Source organism: Collinsella sp. BM28, assembly GCF_054551995.1.
Genome location: NZ_JBTOLJ010000001.1, coordinates 1,122,305 through 1,147,670, shown reverse-complemented (window position 1 = coordinate 1,147,670; position 25,366 = coordinate 1,122,305). Strand labels below are relative to the sequence as shown.

Genomic DNA, 25,366 nt, shown 5'->3' with positions numbered 1-25,366 from the left:
ACTTTTAGATTTGCTCCGCAGTGCCTTGAGCTGGGCGGTGCGGCCATGAGGTGATGAGGCGCGGGCGCGGGATGATGCCCGCAGTCCCTAGCGCAGTCTTGAAGCGCGGCATGCCCCTCGTTGCCGCGAATCGGGTGTTTTTGTAACGAGTTTTTAGCGAGTCCGAGTAGACGGCCCATTTTGCCTCTGGCCAACTGGGGTTTCTTTGCCAAACATGCCCGTGTACTCGGGCCTCTTCGGATTTCGTTACAAAAACGCACGATTCGCGGCAGGCGGCTCGCAAAATGCGTCGAGGGCGCATGCTGGCGGACCCGATTGGCCGAAGCGAGCGCCTGTGGTGTCGGATGGGGCCCGCGTTCGCGCGTCGCGCAGCCAACGTTCGGTTGGCCTTCGTGCGGTTGCCTCATGTACGCGCGACGCGCGCGACGTCCATGCTCGCTATGAGGTCAACCCCCGTGCCGAGCACGTCGTTCATGATGACGTCCCCCATGTGGATGGGAGCCTCGATAGATGCGTGCCGCACGAGTTCCATCGCCTGCATGTGGAGGGCACGGGGGATGGCGTTGTCGGTACGGACGGGGAGGAGACGCTCGTCGCCGTTCTTGACGACGACGGTAGTCGCGAGGATGCGCATGGGGCAGGTGATCTCCTGCTCGGCGAAGATCTTTCCGCGCGGGCACCGGTTTCCCTGGACCGATATGACGCGGAGTGCCCCCGTTGCGTCCTCGGCGACCTCGACGGTAAGCGCGCATTCGGATGGGCAGGTGGTGCAGTGGAATCGTTGCGTCCCGACGCTGATACCTGCGCCGGTGCCCTTCTCGGCAAGGGGTTCGGCTACGGGCTCGCTGGCTCCTGCGACGGCGGGGTTCTTATCGGAGGTGAGGGTCGGCTCGGCTATGGGTTCGTTGACGCCTGCACCGGTGGAGGCTGTGGTGGAGGTGGGGTTCGGCTCGGCCATGGTCTACAGCTCCTCGATGGGTTCGATGGACAATGTGAGTTCGCCGCCTGTGCGCTCGAGTATCTTGGCGGTGAGGGGCGCTGACTCCATGATGCTCGGCTTGAATCCGCGCGGCTTGCCGGCGAAGATGACCTCGCCGCCCGAGCTGATCACCAGCCTCGCCTGTTCGACGGGGCGTTTGACACGGAAGAACAGCTTGGTCGAGATTGCGCGCGTGATGCGTGAGGGCACGACGTAGCCCGCGAGACCCTCGGCGCTCACAGGGATGTTCAGCGCGCAACCTGCACCATCGGCAGGTTCCGCGGCCTTGGGGCCGCTTTCGTTTGCGAGCACCTCGACCGCTTCCGGTGTGCCCATACGCGAACGCGCCCAAGCGGCGGCCGATGTGCCGGCGCGCTCGGCCTCGGCGGTCACGTTGTCGGCGAGGTCGTGCACGTGAAGGACGTTCCCGCAGGAGAAGATGCCGGGGACGCCGGTCTGCAGGTCCTGATCGACGCGGGCACCGCGCGTGCGGGGGTCGAGCTCGACGCCCGCGGCTTGCGCGATCTCGTTCTCGGGGATGAGGCCCACGGAGAGCAGCAGGGCGTCGCAGGGGACGATCCGCTCGGTACCCGGGATCGGGGAGAGGTCCGCGCCGACTCTCGAGACCTCGACCGCCTCCACGCGGTCGCGTCCCATGACGCGCGTCACGGTGGTGGATAGATGCAGTGGGATGCCGAAGTCCTCGAGGCAGTTCTTGACGTTGCGGTGCAGTCCGTTCGCGTAGGGCATGAGCTCGTAGACGCCCTCGACCTCGATGCCCTCGAGCGCGCAACGGCGTGCCATGATGAGACCGATGTCGCCGGAGCCCAAGATGACCACGCGGTGCCCCGGGCGCAGGTTCTCGATGTTGATGTATCGCTGGGCGAGGCCCGCGGTGAACACGCCCGCCGGGCGGCTGCCGGGGATCTTGATCTCGGAACGCGTGCGCTCTCGGCATCCCATGGCGAGCACCACCGAGCGGCAGGTGATTTCGACCATGCCCGACTCGGTCATGACGGTGACCGAGTGCCCGCCGGTGTCGGGGGCCTCGTGGCGTGCGGTGGCGCCATCGACGTCCCCGATGCCGCATTCGCCCCTCTTTCCGCCGTCGATCGCGAGGACCATGCTGCCGAGCATGGTCTCGATTCCCGCCTCGGACACCTTGTCGATGAAGCGCTGCGCATACTCGGGGCCGGTGAGCTCCTCTTTGAAGTGCGTGAGCCCGAAACCGGGGTGGATGCATTGGCGCAGGATGCCGCCCAGGTGCTCGTTGCGTTCGATGATGACGGTGCTGGAGCCTGTCTCATGCGCCGCGAGCGCGGCGCCCATGCCTGCCGGTCCACCACCGATGACCGCGACGTCGAAGTCGCGCGTCCGGATCTCTCCCATCTATCGGCCCTCCTTCAGCACGCCATCTACAATCCACGAGCCCTCGTCTTCAAGGAGCACGTCTTCCGGACGGCAATCGAGTTCGCGGGCGAGGATCTCGAGCACGCGACTTTGGCAAAACCCGCTTTGGCACCTGCCCATACCGGCGCGGCAGCGGCGCTTCACGCCCTCGACGGAGACGGCGCCCGGGGTGCGGTGGATCGCGGCGACGATCTCCGCCTCGGGGACGGTCTCGCATCGGCAGACGATGCGCCCCCAGGCGGAGTCTGATTCGATGAGCTCGTTTTGATGCACGGTGGTGGAGCGGTCGAAATCCTCGGGCGCGCGGCGACGCGGCTGCCAGTCGGGCTTCTCCACGAGCTCCACGCCCGCCTCCCGCAGGAGGGTTTCCATGAGCTCGGCGACCGCGGGTGCACTCGCCACGCCGGGGGACTGGATGCCGGCGGCGTGGAACAGGCCGTGTGCGGTCGAGGAGGGTGCGATGAGGAAGTCATTGAGGCCCCGGATGACCGCTCGTCCGCCCGCGAAGGAGCGCACGACGCGTCGCGTATCGAGGTCGGGGACGAGCTTGCGGGCGCCCGCGAGCAGGGCTTCGACGTCGGATGCGTAGGTGTCGCGGTCACCGGGGTCGCGCAGAGCGGCCGTGGCGGTGATCACCGTGTTGTCGTGGACGGTTCCCGTCACGATGACGCCCTTGGAGACGGGCGTGGGGACGGGGTAGAGCGGCATGAGCGCGCGGGGCTCCTTGTCGAGCACGACGATGTTGCCTTGGCGCCATGCGAGCTCGAACGCCTCGCCGCCCGCCATGGCGGAAATCTTGGTGGCACCGCTGCCAGCGGCGTTGATGAGGATGCGCGCGTGGAAGGTCCCGCGCGGAGTGTGCATGGCGAAGCGAGCGGGCTGGCTCGAAAGAGGTGCGTCACCCGTCTGCAGTGGCGCATTCGCGACGAGCGTGTCGATCGCCTGTATGGGCGCACTGCGCACGAACGCAACACCGTTCGCCGCGGCGTTTTCGGCGCACGCGATGGCGACGTCGAACGGGTCGACATATCCCGTCGAGGGGCACCACAGGGCGCAGGTTGCCTCGCGGCTCGCGCGGGGCTCAAGCTCCCGGATGCGCTCGGGGCCGATGATCTCAAGCTCGGGAACCCCGTTGGCGTGCCCGTTTTCCTCGAGCACCTTGAGGTGGGCACGGTCCTCTTCCGTGAATCCCAGAACCATGGAGCCCGTCCTGCGGAAGAGGAAGCCGAGTTCCTCAGACCACGTGCCGTAGAGGGCGCATCCGCGAGCGTTCACCTGTGCCTTGACGGTGCCGGGGGCGGGGTCGTAGCCCGCGTGCACGAGGCCCCCGTTCGCCTTGGAGGCGCCGAGGGCGATGTCGTTGGTCGCTTCCAATACGCAGATCGAGAGATCGTACCGTGCGAGCTGCCGGGCAATCGCGCATCCGGTAACGCCCGCACCTGCGATGACGATGTCGAACGTCTGAGCCATTGCGTCTCCTGTCATCAAGTCGATGGGACATGTCGGCCTCGGCTCCGTGCGCTGTGAGGACTCTCATGCCTCTCGCGGGTTCGAGGCGTTATAGACGAAGTGTCAATAAGCTATGCTACGCCTGTCGCTTATCTGCACAATGCCGTTTCGGCGGAGCGTGTGAATCCGCCCGCCAACGGCGTCCTTGCGTGCCGTCACATGGGTGGCGTACGCAAGGGTGCTCATTACTGCCGTCTTTCGATGTGCTCCTAACGCGAGAGTTAACTCTCGCGGATCTTTCCGGTGCGTTCATCGCATTTCTCTCTTCGAGAGTTAACTCTCGCGGCAACTTCGCATGTAGTTCATGGGCTCGATTGGGGACAGTTTGCCGGCCGGGCGCCTTGGTGGCTCCTTGTTGCCCTGAAAAGTGGATTGCTGCGGCGTCATCTTCTATCTTGGTGCCGAAATCGTGCCGACGCCATCGAGCGGACCAAAGGGCGCGTCAGCTCATTCTGATGACTCGAGGATCGTAAGAGAATACCTGACGACGTAGCTCCCGCTCGAGTTCACAGTAGTTTTCAATCCGGGCGGTTTTGCTCTTCATCCCCATCTTATTCAGAAGGGTGTCTACGACGACGGAAAGCTCTTCAATATTGGACAGTTGCCGATTGGTGAGAGTAACCACGGTATAGCCCGCGCGCTGCAGCTCAGCCCTGCGGGCACTGTCTGCACCTAGCTTTTTTCGTGAAGCGTGGAATTCGTCGCTGTCGTATTCGAGGATGAGCTTCCAGGCTCTCCAGAGATAATCTGCGTATCGTTTGGTTCCATTGCGAATAACCATCTCAGCGCTGGTGGGATCCGCCGTGACGCATCTTCTTGACGTCGAGGGCACAAGCGTGATCTCCGCGTTTGCCTCGGGAACGGGAAGTCCTTTTCCGCCCCATCGCGCGGGAAGGGTTAGCAGGGCTGCCACTTTCGCTTCCGCCGGCGAGGCAGTTCCTACCACAGCGTATGCAAGTGCCGTTCGCACTATCTTGGCTCCACGTTTGCCTTTTGATTGCTTCAGTTGTTGCAACAATCGGGCTTCCGTTGAAAGGGGACGAGCGCTTACGATGGCGCCGTTGCATATGCGGTAGTGGCTCAGGAGCTGATTGACCATGACCGCCAGCTCACCATGATCAAGGTGGCTGGCCATGCGAATCAGGGTGGCTTCGGGTGACTCAACGTATACATCTTTGCTGAGTCGCACGAAGGAGTACGGGGCGGGGGAGCTCATGACATGGGCGGTTATGCCGGCTTGATGATGCCGCCTTGCATGGTTTGGTACGGCGACGTGCATCTGTCCGCGAAGGCCGAGCTTGCCGACCTGGTCGAGCGGCAGGTCGGTTCGGCGAGAAGCGGCAAGATCGTAGTCTCTGACGAGGCCAATCGGGTTGTTCGTGCGTATAACCCCTTGGTCGCCAAACCAGATCTGAAATGCCGATATGTCAACAAGAAACGCCTTCATGTTGTAAGCGTACGGCCGATAAAAAGAAATGTCTCGAGAAACTGAGATTCATCGCGTTGAGCTGTGGAGGGCTCATACCATTGGCTGACATGTTGTGTGTGATTCATGCCGGAATGCGGCGAGAATGGTGCCATGGTTGTTGACGGTGCTTACTATCGGGCATTGTCCAAGCCCAAGGGCCAACAGGCGTGCAGTGTCCTGCTCTGTAAAACTCCGCGAGAGTTAACTCTCGAAGCCATTTTGTGCCCAATCCGCGGTTTACTGGCATCGAGAGTCAACTCTCACGGAAGTGTCCGCTCGAGCGCCTTGTGAAATTGCAGCAACATCATGATCGCGTCTGCTCGGGCGGTGAAGGCCGGCAGGGATATCAACCCCGATTTCCATTTTGGCACGATGATCTGCCATATCACGCAGTACCCACGCACGTGCTGCCCCGAGGACCAGTTGTTGGTCCAGGCAGACGACCTGTACCGCAACTGCATGTGCTCCGATGTGATGCTGCGTGGCGAGTACCCGTACTACGCGTGGACGTATGTCCGCCGTCACGGTATCAAGCTCGACCTTTCTGATGAGGAGCGCGCCGACCTCAAGACCGGAACATGCGACTTCTACACGTTCTCCTACTATCAGAGCATTTGCCAGACCACTCGCGAAGACGAGTTCACCGACCAGACGAGCGGCAACATCATGGGTGGCGTCCGCAACCCGTATCTCGAGCTGACAGACTGGGATTGGCCCATTGTCCCCGTCGGTTTGCGATACACCTTGAATAAGGTGTACGACCGGTACCGTGTTCCCGTCATGATCACCGAAAACGGTCTCGGTGCGGTTGATGTGGTCGAGGAGGACGGCCCCATCCGCGACTCGTATCGCATCGATTATCTGTGTCGCCACATCGAGGGGATGAGGAAGGCGGTTGACGACGGCGTGGACCTCATTGGCTATACACCGTGGGGCTGCATCGATCTCGTGAGCGTCTCGACAGGCGAGATGAAGAAGCGCTACGGCTTCATCTACGTCGACGCCGACGATGAGGGCAACGGCACCTTCGACCGATATCGCAAGGACAGCTTCTACTGGTACAAGAAGGTCATTGCCTCTAACGGCGAAGATCTGGGCTAAGTGCCTGGCTGCCTTTGGGGCTGACGTGTTACGTGCCTGCTGCGGATGGCGCCAAGGTGGGTTCAACCGGATTGATGAACCTGGCCAAGTCGTCTTTCCTCGAAGGCGTGTCGAGTCTTGATGGACAGGTCAGGTGATGAGGAGAATCGGCTCCGAGAGTTAACTCTCGGAGCCGATTTTCGTTGAACGGGAGCTTTTTGTTCTTCGAGAGTTAACTCTCGTGGCGCATATGCGAGATTGAAGGCGAGGAAGTCGTTGAGAGCGCTGTCTAGCGGAGCTCTATTGCGTGTGCCCGAGCGGTCATCGGCTAGGTGCTATCGAATGTGGGGTCCCCCTGTGTCATTCGCGTGCGCGCGCATCCCCCTGGTCGTTAATTCGTGCGTGTCGGCCGCCGTGGGTATACAATATTGAACGATTATGACCAGCTTTGCCGTCGTGCAACCCTGCTGAAAGGTATGTCCGCATGTCCAAATACATCGAGGAGCTCATATCGCCTCAACTGATGATGGTCGTCTATGTTTTCATCGCGTTCGTCGTCGCCCTTTACCTGCTTTCCGTCGCTTACGTCTTCATCGACGCCAAACGTCGCGGTGTTCAGGCATTTTGGGCGTGGGGCCTGCTTGCCCTCATTCCGTTTGTCGGTCTGATCGCCTACCTGGTCATGCGTCCCAGCATGTACGCCTCCGATCGCGAGGAGCAGGAGCTCGAGATGGCTCTTCGCGAGCGTCAGCTTGCCCAGTACGGCAACTGCCCCAATTGCGGTACCACCATCGAGAAGGACTTTATCGTGTGCCCCGTCTGCAACACGCAGGTTCGCAACGTATGCCCCACCTGCAAGAAGCCGCTCGAGGCTCATTGGAAAGTTTGCCCGTACTGCCGTACTCACATCCAATAGGCGCGTCTGCGCCCCATGTAGCGCATGGGGTCTCTTGCCGCACGCCGATCCGCACCCGTCATCGCATCCCGATGGCGGGTGCGCTTTCAAATGGGGGAGCTAATAGGGGAGAAGTCGGCTTGCGCATGACGTCTTCGTTTGGAAACGCATCCCCATATGAAAACGGGTACACTTAGACAGCCATTCAGGTAATACACCTTATAAGGAAGGTACTCATATGAAGGCTCTATTCAACGACGGCTCTGTAGCCGAGGTCGAGGGCGACGAGGCCCTGCACGTCATCCGCCACTCCGCCGCCCACATCATGGCCCAGGCCATCAAGCGCCTGTATCCCGAGGCCGACTTCGCCTACGGCCCCGCCACCGACAACGGTTTCTACTACGACGTCGATCTCGGTGACAAGACCCTCTCCGAGGACGATCTGCCCGCCATCGAGGCCGAGATGAGGAAGATCGCCAAGGAGAACCTCAAGTTCCAGGCCTTCGAGCTGCCTCGCGCCGAGGCCATCGCCCTCATGGAGGAGCGCGGCGAGAAGTACAAGGTCGAGCACATCGGCGACCTTGACGACGACGCCCGCATCACCTTCTACCAGCAGGGCGATTACATCGACATGTGCGTCGGCCCGCACCTCACCTACACCAAGGCCCTCAAGGCGTTCAAGCTCACCGGCGTGTCCGGCGCCTATTGGAAGAACGACGCCAAGAACAAGATGCTCACCCGCATCAACGGCACCGCGTTTGCCACCAAGGACGAGCTCGAGGCGCACCTCACCATGCTCGAGGAGGCCAAGAAGCGCGACCATCGCCGTATCGGCCGCGAGATGGACCTCTTCATGATGCGCGATGAGGCCCCGGGCTTCCCGTTCTTCCTGCCCAACGGCATGATCCTCAAGAACACGCTGCTCGACTACTGGCGCGAGATCCACCACAAGGCCGGCTACGTCGAGATCTCCACGCCGCAGATCATGAACAAGCAGCTGTGGCTCACCTCCGGTCACTGGGACCACTACAAGGACAACATGTACTCCACCATGATCGACGAGGAGGAGTACTGCATCAAGCCGATGAACTGTCCCGGCGGCGTGCTCGTCTACAGCTCCAAGCCGCACAGCTACCGTGAGCTGCCTATCCGCGCCGGCGAGATCGGCCTGGTGCACCGCCACGAGCTCAGGGGCGCCCTGCACGGCCTGTTCCGCGTCCGCTGCTTCAACCAGGACGACGCCCATCTGTTCGTCACCCCCGAGCAGCTCACCGACGAGATCGTCGGTGTGGTTCGCCTGATCGACTCCGTCTATCAGAAGTTCGGCTTCAAATACCACGTCGAGCTGTCCACGCGCCCCGAGGACTCCATGGGCTCCGACGAGGACTGGGCCGCCGCCGAGGAAGGCCTCAAGGTCGCCCTCGACAAGCTCGGCATGGACTACGTCATCAACGAGGGCGACGGCGCCTTCTACGGCCCCAAGATCGACTTTCACCTGGAGGACTCCCTCGGCCGCACCTGGCAGTGCGGCACCGTGCAGCTCGATTTCCAGATGCCGCAGAACTTCGACCTCACCTATGTGGACGCCGACGGCGAGAAGAAGCGCCCGATCATGCTGCATCGCGTGTGCTTCGGCTCCATCGAGCGCTTCATCGGCATCCTGATCGAGCACTTCGCGGGCAAGTTCCCCGTGTGGCTTGCCCCGATGCAGGTCAAGGTCCTGCCCGTCTCCGAGAAGAGCCGCGACTACGCGAACGAGGTCACGGCGAAGCTCGAGGCCGCCGGCATCCGCGCCGTGTGCGACAACCGCGACGAGAAGATCGGCTACAAGATCCGCGAGGCCCGCAGCACCGACCGCGTGCCCTACATGTTGATCCTGGGCGAGAAGGAGGTCGAGGCCGGCAACATCTCCGTGCGCGACCGCTCCAACGAGACCGTTCCGATGGCCGTCGATGAATTCATTGCCAAGGTCGTTGAGGAGACCCGTACGCGCGCGTAGGACGCAACCGGGTTCATTGTTATGATGCGCACGCCGCCTCGGGCCCCACGGGCTCGGCGCGGCGTGCGTTATGCTTCGGGCCCACTGTCCAGGAGAGGAAGGGCGGTTTCAACGTGATGGCTCAACAGGAACTCGAGACCCGATATGCGCAGTTCGTCTGCGCCGAGATCGCCGTCTTCGTGTACGGCGATCGCGTCGACGAGGCGCTCGCGCGCCTTGGCGTCATGGCGGACGAAGACCGTTTGACCGATATGGTCGGCGGCACTGGCCTTCGCGTGGCGGATGTCCGTGCCGAGTCTCGTGAGGTTCATGCCCACGGCGGTCTTATGTGGGTTGACATCACCGTGCCGTCGCATTTCGGTTGCCATGCTTTCGAGCTTGGTGCCGACGTGCAGTGCGAGGCGCTCGACCGCGTTGCTGGCGGGTTACTCGATCGCAGGGTGGTTGCGCTTTCCGCACGTGGTGCTCGCGCGGTCGCTCGCGTGGGGGACCAGCCTTCTTGCGCGTTGGCTCGGGCCGATCTCGAGGTCATCGCCCATGGACTCGATAGCGTCTCGACGCGTATGCAGCGCCATTTCGATCATGCCCGCGCCCTCGCTGAGTACCTTGCCTGTTGTGATGGTTTGGTCCGGGTCGATTACCCCGGTCTCGCCACACATCCCGATCGCTCGCTGGCTGAGCGTGTGCTGCGTCACGGCTTCGGCCCCGCCGTCGATTTCGAGCTCCCTGGGGACTGGGGCGCCACGGCGGGGGATTTCATCGGGCGCTGTCGTCTCAGCGGCCGAGATTGCCACGCCGGCGGATCCCTCACGCGCCTGCATGCGCGCGATGGGTGGCAGGGGAGCGCGGTTCGCATATTCGCCGGCCTCGATGACCCCCTCGCCATAGCCGACGATCTCGACCAGGCCATGCGCTGGTTCCGCAATCCTCCGCAGCCGTAGGAGGTTGTCTCACGACATTGTCGGCGTCGCCGTGTGATCGAAGCGGTTCCGCCCGCCGCGTCTCGTTTTCCGTCGTGCGCAATCCGGTGCGTTTTCCGTGCACGCCTGATCGGAAGCCCGTCTCAAGCTATGAGTCTGGAGGGATTGTATGCCCGTCATCACCGCCGCAGCTCTTGCGGAAAGCACTGTGCTCGGAATCGCTCTGGCCATGGATGCCATGGCGGTCACCCTGTCGAACAGCCTGTGCGAACCCGACATGCCCCTGTCGAAGAAGCTCGGCATGCCCGTCGCGTTCGCCCTGTTTCAGATGATGATGCCCGCTTTCGGTTATCTGGGCGGAGCGCTCATCGCGGAGTACATCGAGCGTTACGCGGGCATCGTCTCGCTGATTATCCTCGCATTCGTGGGTGGGAAGATGATCGTCGAGGCGGTGCGCGAGCTCCGAGAGCCGGAGGCATGTCCTGCGGCGCTCCTTACTTGGGCGACGATTGGCATGGAGGCTGTTGCCACCGCCATCGATGCGTTTGTTGTGGGTGTGAGTTTTGCCGCCGAGGGCAAGGACGTCGTCCTCTATTGCGGGATGATCGGGGCGACCACGCTTACCCGCTGCCTGCTCGTGCTGGCTCTTGGCCGCAAGCTCGGTGAGCGTTTCGGCGCGCGTGCCGAGGTCATTGGTGGCATCGTGCTCATCCTGATCGGCGTCAAGGCGTGTTTGGGGTTGTAGTTGCCCTGTCCGAGCTTTTGCCAGGAGGGCGCTCGTACCCGAGGTGGCTAAAACAGCTCGGTGAGGCGCTTCGCGATCATCGCGTCGAGCTCTGCCTGGAGGGTTCGATAAGCGTGGAGGGCATGTTCGCCCTCAGGGGTGAGCACCGAGCCGCGCGCACCGTCGCGGGCGAGCAGTTCGCAGCCCAGATGCCCCTCGGCCTCGCGTACGATTCTCCACGCCTTGGAATACGCCATACCCATGCGCTTCGCCGCACGGTTGAGCGAGCCCTCCTCCGCCACCCCTTCGAGCAGCGCCGCGCAACCGCCCCCGAACGCGCCGGGGAGGTCGCGCGCGTCGTCGGAGATGGTGAGTCGGGCATGGGCGGACAGCGGCATGGAATCTCCAAGTGTGTTGGGCGGGCTTGTTTGCAGCGGCTCGCGGATAAACGCGGCGCTCGCGCGCCTGCGAAGGGCCCAGATGGGCAGACCCTTTGAAGTCTTGCAACGACAGTCATTGTAGCAGTGGGTCTGCGATACAATACGCACCACTTATATTGGGCGCCAAAGGCGCGTGGCGCGATGGTCGCCGCATACGCCGGTAGCAGTGAGTCGAAGGAGCGACATGGCAACGTTTTTCCCTGGTGAGTCCCACACTTTCTCTGAGTATCTGCTCGTCCCCGGGTACTCATCCTCGGAGTGCATTCCCAATAATGTTTCCCTCAAGACCCCTCTGACGCGCTTCAAGCGCGGTGAGGAGCCCGAGATCACTCTCAACATCCCGATGGTCTCCGCCATCATGCAGTCCGTTTCCGGCGTTGACATGGGCGTCGCCCTTGCCACCGAGGGCGGCATCTCCTTCATCTACGGCTCTCAGACCCCCGAGTCCGAGGCCGCCATGGTCAAAGCGGTCAAGGACCACAAGGCGGGCTTCGTCGAGTCCGATTCCACCCTCACGCCCGACATGACCATGGAGCAGGTCATCGCCCTCAAGGACAAGACGGGTCACTCCACCATGCCCGTCACCGACGATGGCACGCCTCGCGGCAAGCTGCTCGGCATCGTGACGAGCCGCGATTATCGCCCCAGCCGCGACGACCACTCCAAGAAGGTCGCCGAGTTCATGACGCCGCGCGCCGAGCTCATCGTGGGCGACAAGGACATCACCCTCAAGGATGCGAACGACCTCATCTGGGACAAGAAGCTCAACGCCCTGCCCGTCGTGGACGACAACGACCATCTCGTCGGCATCGTGTTCCGCAAGGACTATGATTCCCACAAGACCAACCCCAACGAGCTGCTCGACGCCAACAAGCGCTACATGGTCGGCGCCGGCATCAACACTCGCGACTACGCCGAGCGTGTGCCGCTGCTCGTCGAGGCCGGTGCGGACGTCCTGTGCATCGACTCCTCCGAGGGCTACTCCGAGTGGCAGAAGCGCACCATCGAGTGGATTCGCGCCAACTACGGCGATTCCGTCAAGGTCGGTGCCGGCAACGTCGTCGACGCCGACGGCTTCCGCTTTTTGGCCGACTGCGGCGCCGACTTCATCAAGGTCGGCATCGGCGGCGGCTCCATCTGCATCACCCGAGAGACCAAGGGCATCGGCCGCGGCCAGGCCACCGCGCTGATCGACGTCTGCCGCGCCCGCGACGAGTACTTCGAGGAGACCGGCGTCTACGTGCCCGTGTGCTCCGACGGCGGCATCGTCTACGACTACCACATGACCCTCGCGCTCGCCATGGGTGCCGACTTCCTCATGCTCGGTCGCTACTTCGCCCGCTTCGATGAGTCCCCGACCTCTCGCGTGAACGTCAACGGCCAGTACATGAAAGAGTACTGGGGCGAGGGCTCCGCGCGCGCCCGCAACTGGCAGCGCTACGATCTGGGCGGCGCCCAGAAGCTGTCCTTCGTCGAGGGCGTCGACTCCTACGTGCCCTACGCCGGCTCGCTCAAGGACGGCGTGAACGGCACTCTGTACAAGGTCAAGTCCACCATGTGCAACTGTGGCGCGCTCTCCATCCCCGAGCTGCAGGACAAGGCTCGCCTCACGCTCGTGTCTGCCACCTCCATCGTCGAGGGCGGTGCCCACGACGTCGTGGTCAAGGACTCGCAGCAGACGGTGAGCTACAACTAAGCGGTTCCAAATCATCCTACAGGCTAATGCTCAGAAGGCTCGTGTGCGCTCGCATGCGAGCCTTCTGCTATTTTGAGTACGAAGGATTTGTCAGTATTTAATGTGAAGCTGGGGTCATGGTCGCCTCTTTTCGAATGAATCGAGTTCAGAGTGGATAAGTTTTCTCCAAAAACAATCGAAGCGCTTGGGTATTACGTCTATATATATTCTGATCCCGTGACTAAAGTTCCTTTTTATGTTGGCAAAGGAAAGGGCAATAGGGCATTCGCTCATTTGCACGACGGTTCCGAAAGCGATAAGGCACGCAAGATTGCCGAGATACAAGCGCGTGGCAGGCAACCCCTCATCGAGATTTTGGCTTTCGGCCTTGATGAGAAGGCCGCATATAAAGTTGAGGCGGCGGCAATTGACTTACTTGGACTGAAGAATCTGACGAACAAGCAGGCGGGTCATGAATCGAGCCTATATGGGCGGATAGAGGTTTCGGAGCTCGATGCGAGGTTTGATCACGGAGAACTGACCGAGTCGGATTTTCTCGAAGATGCGGTCCTGGTCAAGGTCAACCAGCTCTACCGAAACGGAATGTCCGATTTTGAGTTGTATGAGGTAACACGAGGGTTTTGGCGTGTGGACAAAAGTAAGGTAGAGGGAATCCATCTTGCTCTGGCGGTCTATGACGGCATGGTTCTTGAAGCCTATGAAATCGCGGCATGGTTGCCGGCGGGTTCGGGCATGTGCGCAGATCGCTCGGTCAGTCAAGCCGAGTTGGCTCATCGCATGGAGTTCGTGGGGCGCGTTGCCGAACGGTGTATTAGAGATCGCTATGTCGGAAAGGGCGTCTCGGGGTTGTACGCGCCGGGGAGCGCAAATCCCATCCGCTATGTGAAGGCCGCTTATTCTCGTAAGGCGCTCGTGGAGATCCACAGGGTGCTCTAGGATGTCGAGTTGACAGGGGAGAAGAGAGAGTGGTGCTCAAGCTTTAGCTTCTATGACCCACAGCAGGATGATCCCTACGGCCTTGAAAACAGCTTGAATGGTTTGCTGGATTTGGCCTACCGAGGAGGATTTGTCCCCGTTAACTACGGGGTTGTATATCAATCGATAGGAAAAGATGATATAGCGCTCAGAAAGGCATCCAAGAAGGAGCTTTCGAACCTGAGCGACCACCAGCTAGTTTCGATTTTGGGTTATCAGTTTAGGGACGACCACTTCGATAATGGATCGTGGATTAGGACGTATGTGGCGAAAGGGCTTGCGTATCACTATTTCCATGAATTGGCTGGGCGCTGGGGTTGCTTGTAGTTTCCTTGCCCCAATACGACTTGTTGCAAAAATCCCTTGCAGTAAATGAACAGAACGATGGTGACATATCCAAGACGGGTCAATTGTATTCTTTCCGCAGGTCGCAACTGGATGTAGCATCGTTGGATTGCACCTTCGCAACACTGCTTTCATTTTAAGGGAATTTTGCAGCATCACTGGGAAACAATGAACATCATCCACGGGCAATGGGGGGATGGTCGGATGAAAACCTATGTGCTTTCTCATTTTTCTGCGCTTCACTGGCTATTGAGTCACCGAGACCCACGTGTGGGCAACAATGCGCCGTATCTTGATGTCCCGGCATCGTCCGATGCTCCAGATTCCCAGGTGGTGGAAGAGTTGCGGTGGACTATTGGACTGGAGGGTCCTCTTGACTTTTTGGTTATCGGCGACGGCGCGCTCCGCCGAAGTTCTGCGGTTCGCCCGCATCGTTGCAGTCAGGACATTCCGCCCGGCAGTCTGATTCCCATAGCATGCCGTGCCCACGATGCGGAGATGCTGGTATGCTGCCCGGAGCTCGCCTTTTTACAGATCTGCCAGGCGGTTGATACGCTGGCGGCGATTTATTTTGGCATGTGCGTCTGCTCGGACTTTCGGTTTGATTCCTTTGCGCTGGGCGGCGTCGTGTTCCGTTCGGAAGGTGGTCACGCAATCGCAAGCCAAAACTCGATAGCGAGGTACTTGGATAGATCTGATGGCCTCAAGGGAGCTAAACGGGCGCGTTTGGCTCTAAGGCATGTCCGCGATCATGCAAGGTCTCCAAAAGAATGTGCGTTGGGAATGATGTTTTGTCTGCCCGCGAGGCTCGGGGGTTTTGATTTGGGGGACCCTTCCTTCAACGAGATGGTTCGCGTATTTGATGGAAGCGACCGCAGGGGCAAGCCAAGGTACTCGATTCGATATCCCGATATTGCGATACGTTCCACGAGCCGCAAAGGCGAACGGCGCATGGTGTTTGTGGATTACGACCCGGCAAGTACGCATGCGGGAATGGAAAAGATGATGCTCGATTCTCGGCGTAGGAACGATATGGCCACAATCCGCGATGTGCCCCATTTCACCATCACCTCCGATGATGCAATGAGTTTTGAGTACTTGGAAAAACTTGCTGATCGCATGAGGAGATTGCTGGGCAGGCGATCGCGCCCCTTGCTTCGCGGGGCAAAAGATTCTGCAGAGAGCAGGGAGGTGCTTCTCAGGACGCAAGAGCGGAGGCGACTGCTGTGGTTGCAGTTCGTAGTTAGATCGTTTGATTCTGTGTTGGCGGATTATGCATGTGCGAATCTGGCGAATGCCCGCATGTAAAAACGTTCGGTCGTCCTGCGCCAAGCGCGGCTGTTCGTCGCGTTCACGCCCGCGAGTATTGCTATGCCCCGAATCTCTCATATTATGCGCCGCGTTTGTGTGCCGCCGCGTTTCTTAAGTGCTGCAAAAATCTCTTAGAGTAAAATGATATAAAGCAATAGCAATAACATTGACCATGCAATCAATAAAGGGCGCAGGTCGAAGAAGTTAGAGATGCGCTTCGAAATATATAAAACCTGCAACAATTAACTGCAAGGGGATTTTACAGCACATATTGCGAGCATTCCGGGTTGGATTGGTGTGCGTGCGGTCGATTATTCCTTGGTTTGAGTTTGAAAGATCTGCCATGGACTTGCCATAGCGTGCGGTGCGCGAGATCGAACAGTTTTGCTTGCTGCAGACCTGCTAAACTCTTGAACATTACCGACGCGGCGCGGCGGGCCCCGAGCGGCCCCGGCGCTTGAACGATAGGAGCCAACCATGTGCGATTGCCACGAGCACGATCACGCCGGTCGCGCGGCGGGGGAGATCCCGGCTTACGACGCGCAGGCCATTGAGGAAAAGTGGGTGAAGTCCTGGGAGGAGCAGAATCTCTTCGCTGTGGACACCGATTCCACCAAGCCCAAGAAGTACGTCCTCGAGATGTTCCCGTACCCTTCGGGTGACCTGCACATGGGCCACGCCCGCAACTACACCATCGGCGACGCCATGGCCCGCCAGGCCCGTATGCGCGGCTATGACGTGCTGCATCCCATCGGTTTCGACGCATTCGGCCTTCCCGCCGAGAACGCGGCTATCAAGCACAACACCCAGGCCGCCGCGTGGACGTACAAGAACATGGACCAGGCTCTCGCCACCATGAAGCGTATGGGCTTCTCCTACGACATGGACCGTCTCGTGAAGACCTGCAGCCCCGACTACTACCGCTGGGGCCAGTGGATCTTCGAGAAGCTGTGGGAGCGCGGCCTGGTGTATCGCAAGAAGAACCCAGTCAACTGGTGCCCCACGTGCGAGACCGTGCTCGCCAACGAGCAAGTGACCGAGGGCCGCTGCTGGCGCTGCGACTCGGAGGTCGAGAAGCGCGACCTCGAGCAGTGGTACATCAAGATCACCGAGTACGCCCAGGAGCTCCTCGATGACCTCGAGAAGCTGCCCGGTTGGCCCGAGCGCGTCAAGCAGATGCAGGCCAACTGGATCGGCCGCTCCGAGGGGGCCGAGGTCGACTTCACCCTGTGCGACGCCGATGGCGACCCCATCCCGGGCGATGAGGGCAAGATCACCGTCTTCACCACTCGCGCCGACACCCTGTTCGGCAACACCTTCTTCCTGCTTGCTCCCGAGTACAAGGGCCTCATGGAGCTCGTTGAGGGCACCGAGTACGAGGCGGCCGTCCGCGAGGTCGTCGAGGGCGCCAAGCACATCTCTGCCGTCGAGCGCGCCCAGGGCACGCTCGAGAAGCACGGCGCGTTCACGGGTCGTTACGTTGTCAACCCCGTCTCCGGGGCGAAGGTCCCCGTCTGGGTGGCCGACTACATCATCTCCGATTACGGCACCGGCGCCGTCATGGCCGTTCCCTGTGGCGACCAGCGCGACTTCGAGTTCGCCAAGAAGTACGACTTACCCATCGTCCCCATCATCCTTTCCGATGAAGACCCGCTGTTCGAGCAGCTCAAAGCCGAGCAGGGTACGGTTGTCACGTCCGTCGACTGGGACGAGGCGCTTACCTGCGAGGGCACCCTGGTGCAGTCCGGTAAGTACACCGGCATGACGGGCGGCAAGCATTCCGAGGGCGAGGCCGCCATCGTGGCCGACCTTGAGGCCGCCGGCACCGGACGCCGCTCCGTGCAGTACCGCCTACGCGACTGGCTCATCTCCCGTCAGCGCTACTGGGGTAATCCCATTCCGGCCATCCACTGTGAGCACTGCGGCATCGTCCCCGTACCCGAGGACCAGCTGCCGGTGACCCTGCCCGAGAACCTCGACCTCGGCGCAGGTGAGACGCTCGCCGAGTGCCGCGAGTTTTACGAGACCACCTGCCCCGTGTGCGGAGCCCCGGCCCGCCGCGAGACTGACACCATGGACACCTTCACCTGCTCCAGCTGGTACTACCTGCGCTACACCGACCCGCATAACACCGAGCTCCCGTTCTCGTGCGAGGCAGCCAACCGCTTCATGCCGGTCGACAACTACATCGGCGGCATCGAGCATGCTATCCTGCACCTGCTCTACAGCCGCTTCTTTACCAAGGCTCTGCGCGACATGGGGCTGCTCGACGTCGATGAGCCCTTCACCAACCTGCTATGCCAGGGCATGGTGAAGGACGAGAACGGCGACACCATGTCCAAGTCGAAGGGCAACGTCGTCCCGCCGAGCTCGGTCATCGAGCCCTTTGGCGCCGACACGATGCGCCTCGCGATCTTGTTCATCGCCCCGCCCGAGAAGGACTTCGACTGGGACCCCAACGCCGTCGAGGGTGCGAACCGCTTCATCAAGCGCGCGTGGCGCACCGTGTGGCAGCTCGCTAAAACCGCCGGCGATGCGACTGCTCTCGACAAGTCGACGCTTTCCAAGCCCGCTCTCGAGCTCTACCGTGAACGCCACCGCACCCTTGCCAAGTGCACCGAGGACTTCGACCGCGGCCAGTTCAACACCGCGATTTCGGCGATGATGGAGCTCGTGAACGCCGCGAACGCCTACCTCAACGCTGTGCCTGCGACCGAGCGCGACGTCGCCCTCACCGCACTCGTCGCCTGCGACATCGTCTCGGTCCTGGCTCCGATCTGCCCGTTTGCCTGTGAGGAGCTCTGGCACGCGGCACTCGGCCGCGAGGGGAGTGTCTACACCGCCCCTTGGCCTGAGTTCGATGCCGCCGAGGCTGCCGCCGACGAGATCGAGATCGCCGTTCAGGTGCTCGGCAAGATGCGCGCTCGCGTGATGGTGCCCGCCGGTGCCGACGCCGCGACGATGCAGGCAGCCGCGGAGGTAGCCGCTGCCAAGCACATAGAGGGCAAAACAGTTGTCAAGGCCATCTGCGTGCCGGGTAAACTTGTAAATCTTGTGGTGAAGTAGACGCCAAAAGAGCTCTCCGGCGATGCAAAATTGCCCCATACGCTGGGGATGTGCTATAGTGCAGCAGCAAATGAAGTTGTCACGTGAAGGGAGTGCGGGTTCGCCCGCGCTCCCTTTTCATGAAGGAGAGGTGTTGCATGGTCAAGAGCAAGCTCGAGCAGGACATCATCGACGCCCTGGAGGCCCGCGCCGCCGAGCACGGCATCGATGTGGTTGACGTCGAGATCGTGGGAGCTACCAAGGCCCCATGCGTCCGCGTACGCCTGGACAAGCTCGAGGGGGACCCCATCAACCTCGACGAGGTCACCGCGCAGACTGCATGGGTTTCCGATACCGTCGAGGCCCTCGACCCCATCTCGGGCTCCTACACGCTTGAGGTGAGTTCCCCGGGCATGAAGCGCCCCTTGCGCCGTCCCAGCGACTTCGTCCGCTTCCAGGGCGAGGAGGTCGAGCTCACCACCACCGCGATGGAGGGCCGCCGCTCGTACAAGGGCGTCATCGCGGCCGCCGACGATGCGTCCGTGACCATCCAACCCGAGGGCGAGGACGCCGCCACTATCTCCTATGACGATGTAAAGAAGTGCACTTTGAAGCCCGTTTACGACTTCAAGGGCGTTAAGGAAGGGAAGTAAGATGGCAGACGCCGATATGACCATGATGGAAGCACTTATGCTTCTGTGCCAGGAAAAGCACATCGATCAGCTCTACCTGCTTGACCGTCTTGAGGCGGCCCTGGCCGAGACCTATGCCAAGGTCCTCAAGCTCGACTGGGGCGCCAAGGTCACCATCGACCGCGCCACGGGCAAGATCTACGTGTATCGTCTCGAGCCCATCGACGACTCCATGGATGAGGAGGGCAACTTCACCGAGTACGAGGAGATCGACGTCACGCCCAAGGACGTCAGCCGCCTCGCCGCCCAGACCGCCAAGGCCGAGATCAACGCCATCGTGCGCAACGCCGCCCGCGAGCAGATCTACGAGGAGTTCTCCGGCCGCGTCGGCGACCTCATCAACGGCACCGTGCTGCAGTCCACGCCCGACTTCACCATCGTCAAGATTCGCGATGGCGTTGAGGCCGAGCTGCCCCACTTTGACCAGCGTCGCTACCCGGATGAGCGCAACGAGCGCCCCAACGGCGAGCGTTATCTGCACAACCAGCACCTCAAGGCCGTCATCGTCGACGTCCGTGACCCCAACTCCACGCTGCCTCCGGTGCGCGGTGAGCATTCCCGCCCGCCGATCGTGATCTCGCGCACCCATGCCGAGCTCATGCGTCGCCTGTTCGAGCAGGAGGTTCCCGAGGTGTACGAGGGCACCGTCGAGCTCAAGTCCATCGCTCGTGAGCCTGGTCAGCGCTCCAAGGTCGCCGTCCACTCCCTCGACGACCGTCTCGACCCCGTGGGTGCCTGCGTGGGTCCCAAGGGCAGCCGTGTCCGCGCTGTCGTGGGCGAGCTGCGCGGCGAGCGCGTCGACGTCATCCTGTGGGACGAGGACCCGTCCGTCTACGTGGCGAACGCGCTTTCCCCGGCAAAGGTGACCCGCGTACTCATCGATCCCGAAAAGAACTACGCTGGCGTCATCGTCCCCGACGACCAGCTCTCGCTCGCCATTGGTAAGGAGGGCCAGAACGCCCGCCTCGCAGCGCGCCTCACCGGTTGGCACATCGACATCAAGAGCGAGACCCTCGCCGCCGACATCCTCAAGAACGTCCCGCTTGCTCCCGAGCCCGTGGTCGAGGACTTGATTGACGAGGAGTCCGGTGACTTCGAGCCCGAGCGCTGCGCGCACGTGAGCGAGGACGGCATCCGTTGCCGCAACCAGGCCCGTCCCGGCTCTCGCTACTGCGGCGTGCACGATGTCGATTCCCTCGACGGCGCCGACTCCGATGCCATCGCGAACGCCGAGGACCTCATCTAGTCTGCAGGCGCGTCCGCGCAACCGAGTCCGTTTGATTGAAGATGCGCACGTCGATGTGCGTGAGAGGTAGGTGAAAGATATGGCGAAAGTCCGTATTTCCAGCCTGGCCAAGGAGTTCGGCATGACGTCCAAGGAACTCATGGGCCACCTTGAAGAGATGAAGATCCCGGCAAAGTCGGCGTCCTCGACCCTCGAAGACGCCTTCGTCTCCATGGTCAAAAAGCAGCTCGCTCCCGTGATCGAGGCGCGCGCCGCCGAGGTCGAGGCCGCTAAGCGCGCCGAGGAGGAGGCCGCCCGTGCCGCCGAGCGCGAAGCCGCCGCCAAGGAAGAGGCCGAGCGCCTCGCCGCCGAGGCCCGTCGCGAGGAGGAGCGCCGCCTGTCCCAGGAGGCCCAGGCCGCCGCTGAGGCCGTCCGTGCCGCCAAGGAGGAGGCCGAGCGTCGTGCCAAGGAGGAGGCCGAGAAGGCTGCTCGTGAGGCGGAGCTTGAGGCCAAGCGCCGCGCCGTCCCCGCTTCCGATTCCGGTATGCGCTTCCGTTCGTTGCTCGATCAGATCGCCGAGCAGGAGGCCGTGCTCAAGGAGAAGAAGGCAGCCGAGGCTGCAAAGCCCGCGAACGAGTCTCGCAACGAGCGCGGTGGCCGTCGTGGCAACCGTGGTGCGAACACCTCATCCGATAAGGGGTCGGAGACTCCGACGCGCAGCCGCCGCCGCAGTTCCGCACCCGCGGCGAATATGCCCGACAACTTCCCGCCCTCGCCTGAGAAAGCCGGCAAGGGTGGCAAGAAGGGTCGCAAGGGTTCCGTGCACGACACCCATGACGGCGAGGATCGTTACGCTCGTATGGCTCGCGAGGCGGAGGAGTACAGCCGCGAGAAGGTGCTGGCCGACGCCCGCGCTGCCGTGGAAGAGGCTTCCCGCGAGTCTTCCGGTCGCCGCAAGAAGCGCAAGGAGAAGCGCCAGGCCGAGGCGGCAGCCGCAGCCGAGGAGCGCAAGATCGAGGAGGCTCTGGCTCAGGGCATCAATCCCGAGGACCTCGACGCCGTCAAGGTCTCCGAGGGCGTGACCGTCGCCGAGCTCGCCGAGGCCCTCGACGTCTCCGCCAACGACATCATCAAGCGCCTGTTCCTGCTGGGCACCCCGCTCACCATGACGCAGACCATGAGCAACGACCTCGTCGAGCTCGTCGCCGACGACCTGGGTCGCCAGGTGCGTATCGTCACGGCCGAGGAGGAGAACTCCTTCAGCTTCTATGACGATCCCAAGGACCTCAAGCCGCGTCCGCCCGTGGTCACCGTCATGGGACACGTCGACCACGGCAAGACGAGCCTGCTCGATGCCATCCGCCACACCAACGTGTGGAGCGGCGAGGCCGGCGGCATCACCCAGCACATCGGTGCCTCCGAGGTTACGATCAACGGTCGTCAGATCACGTTCGTCGACACCCCTGGCCATGAGGCCTTTACCGCCATGCGCGCCCGCGGTGCCAAGATCACCGACGTGGTCGTGCTCGTGGTCGCCGCCGATGACGGCGTCATGCCTCAGACCATCGAGGCCATCAACCACTCCAAGGCGGCTGGCGTGCCGATCATCGTCGCGGTGAACAAGTGCGATAAGCCCGAGGCCAACCCCGACAAGGTCCGCCAGATGCTCACCGAGTATGGCATCATCCCCGAGGAGTGGGGCGGTCAGAACATGTTCGTCAACGTCTCGGCCAAGAAGGGCCAAGGCATCGACGAGCTGCTTGAGACCATCCTGCTGCAGGCGGACGTCCTCGAACTCAAGGCCAATCCCGACACCTTCGCATCCGGTACCGTCATCGAGGCCAAGCTCGACCGCGGTCGCGGCCCGGTCGCGACCCTGCTCGTCACGCGCGGCACCCTGCACGTGGGCGACACCATCGTCGCCGGCATGAGCTACGGTTCCGTCCGCGCCATGCTCGACCAGCATGGCGAGCACAAGGATGCCGCATGCCCCTCCGACGCCGTCGAGATCCTCGGACTCAACTCCGTGCCTGCCGCAGGCGACGAGTTCCGTGTATTTGAGGATGCCCGCGATGCCCGCGACCTCGCCGAGCAGCGCTCGCTCAAGGCCCGCATCGAGGAGCAGAACAAGGTCAAGCACGTCACGCTCGAGACCCTGTTCGACGAGATGAGCCAAAACGAGCTCAAGGAGCTCAACCTGGTGGTCAAGGCGGATGCCCAGGGTACCATCGAGGCGCTCGCGGACTCCATCGGCAAGATGGATCAGTCCGAGGTCCGTATCAACATCATCCACTCCGCCGTCGGCGCGATCTCCGAGACCGACGTCACGCTCGCCGCTGCCTCGAACGCCATCATCATCGGCTTTGGCGTGCGTCCGCAGCCCAAGGCGCGCGACGCGGCCGAGAAGGAGAACATCCAGATCAAGACCTACTCCATCATCTACAAGGCTATCGAGGATATCGACGCTGCCCGCATCGGTATGCTTGCGCCCACGGAGGAAGAGGTCCAGACCGGTGCCGCTGAGGTTCGCGAAACGTTCCGCGTGCCCAAGGCGGGTCTCATCGCCGGCTGCATGGTCACCGAGGGCGAGATCAGCCGCGACGACAAGGTGCGCGTCGTGCGCGACGGCGTCGTGGTATTCGACGGCGCCTTCGGCTCCATGCGCCGCTTCAAGGATGACGTCAATGTGGTCAAGAGGGGCTACGAGTGCGGTCTTGGCATCGAGAAGTTCCAGGACATCAAGGTCGGCGACATTCTCGAGGCCTACAAGATCGTCGAGGTCGCGAGGACAGAGTAGCCTGCGACTGGCTTCCTCAGGCACCCCACCTTGCCCTTCAATCGTCGGGCGCCGCACGCAAGGCGTGCGCCCTCCTCTTTCAGGGCAATCTGGGGCACCTGAGAAACCCAGGCCGGGTGGCCTTGCTCGGTGATCCCGTTTTTGATTGGACGCTCTTGCGCTCGCCCGAATCTGGGGCACCTGGAAAAGCCTTGAGGCACTTTGCTTGTACGATCTGGTTTGTCAGGACGAGCGAGTAGGGTGTGTAACGAGAAGAACCTTCGTGGGTATATGAGAGGGCAACGTGCGCGTGCGTGCGTTGTCCTTTCGTAGCCTACACAGACCTTTTGGGGAGCTGGTGTTGTATGAAGCAGACGCCTATGACCCGCCGCTTGGGTGAGCAGCTGCGTGAGAAGCTCGGATATATCCTTTTGTTCGAGATCTCCGATCCTCGTCTCGAGCTCGTGACGCTCACGGGTGTCGAGGTCTCCCAGGACCGTTCATTCGCGCGCGTGTTCGTGAGCTGCGAAGGCGATCGCTATGAGGAGGTGCTGGACGTCCTTAACGCGGCCAAGGGCAGAATTCGCAGCCTTCTTGCACGTTCGCTCGACTGGCGTGTGACTCCCGAGCTCCAATTCAAGATCGACCGCTCCACCGACGAGGCGGAGGCGATTAGCCGTGCCCTCGAGAACATCCCCGCGACCCTCGCCGTCGAGAAGGACGAATTCGGCTATCCCATCGAGGATGCCGATGTTGAGAAAGATATGAGTGATGAGCAATAGCACGTCGCCTTGTTCCGGTCGAAGCACGACGCCCGATATGTGGGCGGGTGTCATAGATTTCGTCGAGGGCGCCCGCACCATCGCGATCTCGGGGCACACGAATCCCGATGGTGACGCCCTCGGCTCGGTTCTCGGGCTCGGCGCTTCGATCAGGGCGCAGTTTCCCGACAAGCGCGTCGACTTTCTGCTTGCCGACGATGGCTCCATCCCGCGCATATACCGCTTTCTGCCCCTTGCCGGGGAGCTGGAGCCCGCTGTTCGGCATGCGGAGGCGTACGACCTGTTCATCTCGGTCGACGTTCCCACTCTCGAGCGTCTTGAGGATTCCGCTGCGGTGGCTAAGCAGGCTCGCGGTCGCGTGGTGATCGACCATCATCCCTCGCGCGAAGAGTTCGGCGACGTCACGGTGCGCGTGACGTCGGCTGCCGCGACCGCAGTCCTTGTGTACGAGCTCCTCGATGCTGCGGGGTGGCCCTGCACGCCTGACATCGCGTCGTGTCTCTTGACGGGCTTGATGACCGACACCGGGCGCTTTCAGTATCAAAACGCCAATCCCTCGGCGTTTGCCTGCGCCTCTCGTCTGGTCGACGCCGGTGCCCAGCCGGCACGGATCGCCCTCGAGGTGTACCAGAGCCAGCGCATTGAGTATCTGCATCTCGAGTCGATCGTGATGAGCCGTATCGAGACGCACGCGTGCGGTCGCGTTGCCTACAGCTACGCGTTTGCCAGCGATCTTGTCGAATGCGGTGTCAAGCCGGCGGAATGCGACGGCCTGGTCGATATCGTGCGTCAGGTTGATGGATCTGAGCTCTGCCTGTTTTTGCGCGAGAGCGAGCCGGGTGTGGTGCGCGGCAACCTTCGTTCGAAGGGCAAGCTCGACATCTCCGGAATCGCCGTCGAACTCGGCGGCGGGGGGCACGCCGCGGCAGCGGGATTCACCTTCCATGGAACGGTTGCCGAGGCTGCCGAGACGGTGCTCCCCAAGCTGGAGGCGCTTCTCGCTTAGGGCTCGTCACACAAAGCACGACCAAGGGGATGGGCGCGAGATGCGCATGCCCCTTGCGTACACGTGAACATATTCGCCAGAAAGTGAGG

The 25,366-nt window shown here is 61.9% G+C and carries 20 protein-coding genes; 15 read left to right on the top strand and 5 right to left on the bottom strand.

Annotated features, from left to right (window positions below):
• Positions 1-403: 403 nt before the first annotated feature.
• The 4 genes from ACX9NZ_RS04990 to ACX9NZ_RS04975 form a co-directional block, all read right to left on the bottom strand.
• On the bottom strand, positions 404-958 hold the full coding sequence (locus ACX9NZ_RS04990) for a DUF1667 domain-containing protein (protein ID WP_407495481.1): 555 nt from the start codon (positions 956-958) through the stop codon (positions 404-406).
• A 3-nt stretch (positions 959-961) separates the two neighbouring features.
• Positions 962-2,368: an NAD(P)/FAD-dependent oxidoreductase gene (locus ACX9NZ_RS04985; RefSeq protein WP_407495479.1), complete on the bottom strand. Its 1,407-nt coding sequence runs from the start codon at positions 2,366-2,368 to the stop codon at positions 962-964.
• Positions 2,369-3,859, bottom strand: coding sequence for an NAD(P)/FAD-dependent oxidoreductase (locus ACX9NZ_RS04980; protein ID WP_407495477.1), 1,491 nt, complete (start codon positions 3,857-3,859; stop codon positions 2,369-2,371).
• Positions 3,860-4,340: 481 nt separating this feature from the next.
• Entirely contained in the window at positions 4,341-5,345 is a 1,005-nt protein-coding gene (locus ACX9NZ_RS04975) for a hypothetical protein (protein ID WP_330006406.1), read from the bottom strand.
• Between the two features lie 327 nt (positions 5,346-5,672).
• Here ACX9NZ_RS04975 and ACX9NZ_RS04970 point away from each other — a divergent pair, with 327 nt between their 5' ends.
• The 5 genes from ACX9NZ_RS04970 to ACX9NZ_RS04950 all read left to right on the top strand — a co-directional run bounded on the left by ACX9NZ_RS04970 (position 5,673) and on the right by ACX9NZ_RS04950 (position 11,005).
• Positions 5,673-6,467, top strand: coding sequence for a family 1 glycosylhydrolase (locus ACX9NZ_RS04970; protein ID WP_407495475.1), 795 nt, complete (start codon positions 5,673-5,675; stop codon positions 6,465-6,467).
• A gap of 463 nt (positions 6,468-6,930) precedes the next feature.
• Complete coding sequence (locus ACX9NZ_RS04965; protein WP_317440336.1) at positions 6,931-7,362, top strand: double zinc ribbon domain-containing protein; 432 nt, start codon at positions 6,931-6,933, stop codon at positions 7,360-7,362.
• 217 nt (positions 7,363-7,579) lie between these two features.
• Positions 7,580-9,340 carry a threonine--tRNA ligase gene (gene thrS / locus ACX9NZ_RS04960; protein WP_407495471.1) on the top strand — a complete coding sequence of 587 codons (1,761 nt, stop codon included), beginning with the start codon at positions 7,580-7,582 and terminating at the stop codon, positions 9,338-9,340.
• Between the two features lie 116 nt (positions 9,341-9,456).
• Entirely contained in the window at positions 9,457-10,281 is an 825-nt protein-coding gene (locus ACX9NZ_RS04955) for a PLP-dependent transferase (RefSeq protein WP_407495469.1), read from the top strand.
• A 148-nt stretch (positions 10,282-10,429) separates the two neighbouring features.
• On the top strand, positions 10,430-11,005 hold the full coding sequence (locus ACX9NZ_RS04950) for a manganese efflux pump MntP (RefSeq protein WP_407495467.1): 576 nt from the start codon (positions 10,430-10,432) through the stop codon (positions 11,003-11,005).
• 47 nt (positions 11,006-11,052) lie between these two features.
• Here the strand turns inward: ACX9NZ_RS04950 and ACX9NZ_RS04945 are convergent, their stop codons facing one another.
• Positions 11,053-11,382, bottom strand: coding sequence for a winged helix-turn-helix domain-containing protein (locus ACX9NZ_RS04945; RefSeq protein WP_407495465.1), 330 nt, complete (start codon positions 11,380-11,382; stop codon positions 11,053-11,055).
• Positions 11,383-11,608: 226 nt separating this feature from the next.
• On the opposite strand from ACX9NZ_RS04945, the gene ACX9NZ_RS04940 reads away from it, so the two are divergent.
• The 10 genes from ACX9NZ_RS04940 (at position 11,609) to ACX9NZ_RS04895 (ending at position 25,277) form a co-directional block, all read left to right on the top strand.
• Complete coding sequence (locus tag ACX9NZ_RS04940; RefSeq protein ID WP_118653708.1) at positions 11,609-13,120, top strand: IMP dehydrogenase; 1,512 nt, start codon at positions 11,609-11,611, stop codon at positions 13,118-13,120.
• Positions 13,121-13,270: 150 nt separating this feature from the next.
• On the top strand, positions 13,271-14,056 hold the full coding sequence (locus tag ACX9NZ_RS04935; protein ID WP_317440626.1) for an LEM-3-like GIY-YIG domain-containing protein: 786 nt from the start codon (positions 13,271-13,273) through the stop codon (positions 14,054-14,056).
• 9 nt (positions 14,057-14,065) lie between these two features.
• Positions 14,066-14,422 carry a hypothetical protein gene (locus ACX9NZ_RS04930; protein WP_317440625.1) on the top strand — a complete coding sequence of 119 codons (357 nt, stop codon included), beginning with the start codon at positions 14,066-14,068 and terminating at the stop codon, positions 14,420-14,422.
• 186 nt (positions 14,423-14,608) lie between these two features.
• A complete protein-coding gene (locus ACX9NZ_RS04925) occupies positions 14,609-15,748 on the top strand; it encodes a hypothetical protein (protein WP_330006391.1) in 1,140 nt (379 codons plus the stop codon).
• Between the two features lie 480 nt (positions 15,749-16,228).
• Entirely contained in the window at positions 16,229-18,817 is a 2,589-nt protein-coding gene (gene leuS / locus ACX9NZ_RS04920; protein WP_407495462.1) for a leucine--tRNA ligase, read from the top strand.
• 137 nt (positions 18,818-18,954) lie between these two features.
• Positions 18,955-19,449 carry a ribosome maturation factor RimP gene (locus tag ACX9NZ_RS04915; protein ID WP_294124011.1) on the top strand — a complete coding sequence of 165 codons (495 nt, stop codon included), beginning with the start codon at positions 18,955-18,957 and terminating at the stop codon, positions 19,447-19,449.
• A 1-nt stretch (position 19,450) separates the two neighbouring features.
• Positions 19,451-20,734 carry a transcription termination factor NusA gene (nusA, locus tag ACX9NZ_RS04910; RefSeq protein WP_302742805.1) on the top strand — a complete coding sequence of 428 codons (1,284 nt, stop codon included), beginning with the start codon at positions 19,451-19,453 and terminating at the stop codon, positions 20,732-20,734.
• A 79-nt stretch (positions 20,735-20,813) separates the two neighbouring features.
• Positions 20,814-23,510 carry a translation initiation factor IF-2 gene (gene infB, locus ACX9NZ_RS04905; RefSeq protein WP_407495459.1) on the top strand — a complete coding sequence of 899 codons (2,697 nt, stop codon included), beginning with the start codon at positions 20,814-20,816 and terminating at the stop codon, positions 23,508-23,510.
• A gap of 344 nt (positions 23,511-23,854) precedes the next feature.
• Positions 23,855-24,271: a 30S ribosome-binding factor RbfA gene (gene rbfA, locus ACX9NZ_RS04900; RefSeq protein WP_118653701.1), complete on the top strand. Its 417-nt coding sequence runs from the start codon at positions 23,855-23,857 to the stop codon at positions 24,269-24,271.
• A gap of 37 nt (positions 24,272-24,308) precedes the next feature.
• A complete protein-coding gene (locus tag ACX9NZ_RS04895; RefSeq protein ID WP_118653753.1) occupies positions 24,309-25,277 on the top strand; it encodes a DHH family phosphoesterase in 969 nt (322 codons plus the stop codon).
• The last annotated feature ends 89 nt before the right edge of the window (positions 25,278-25,366 follow it).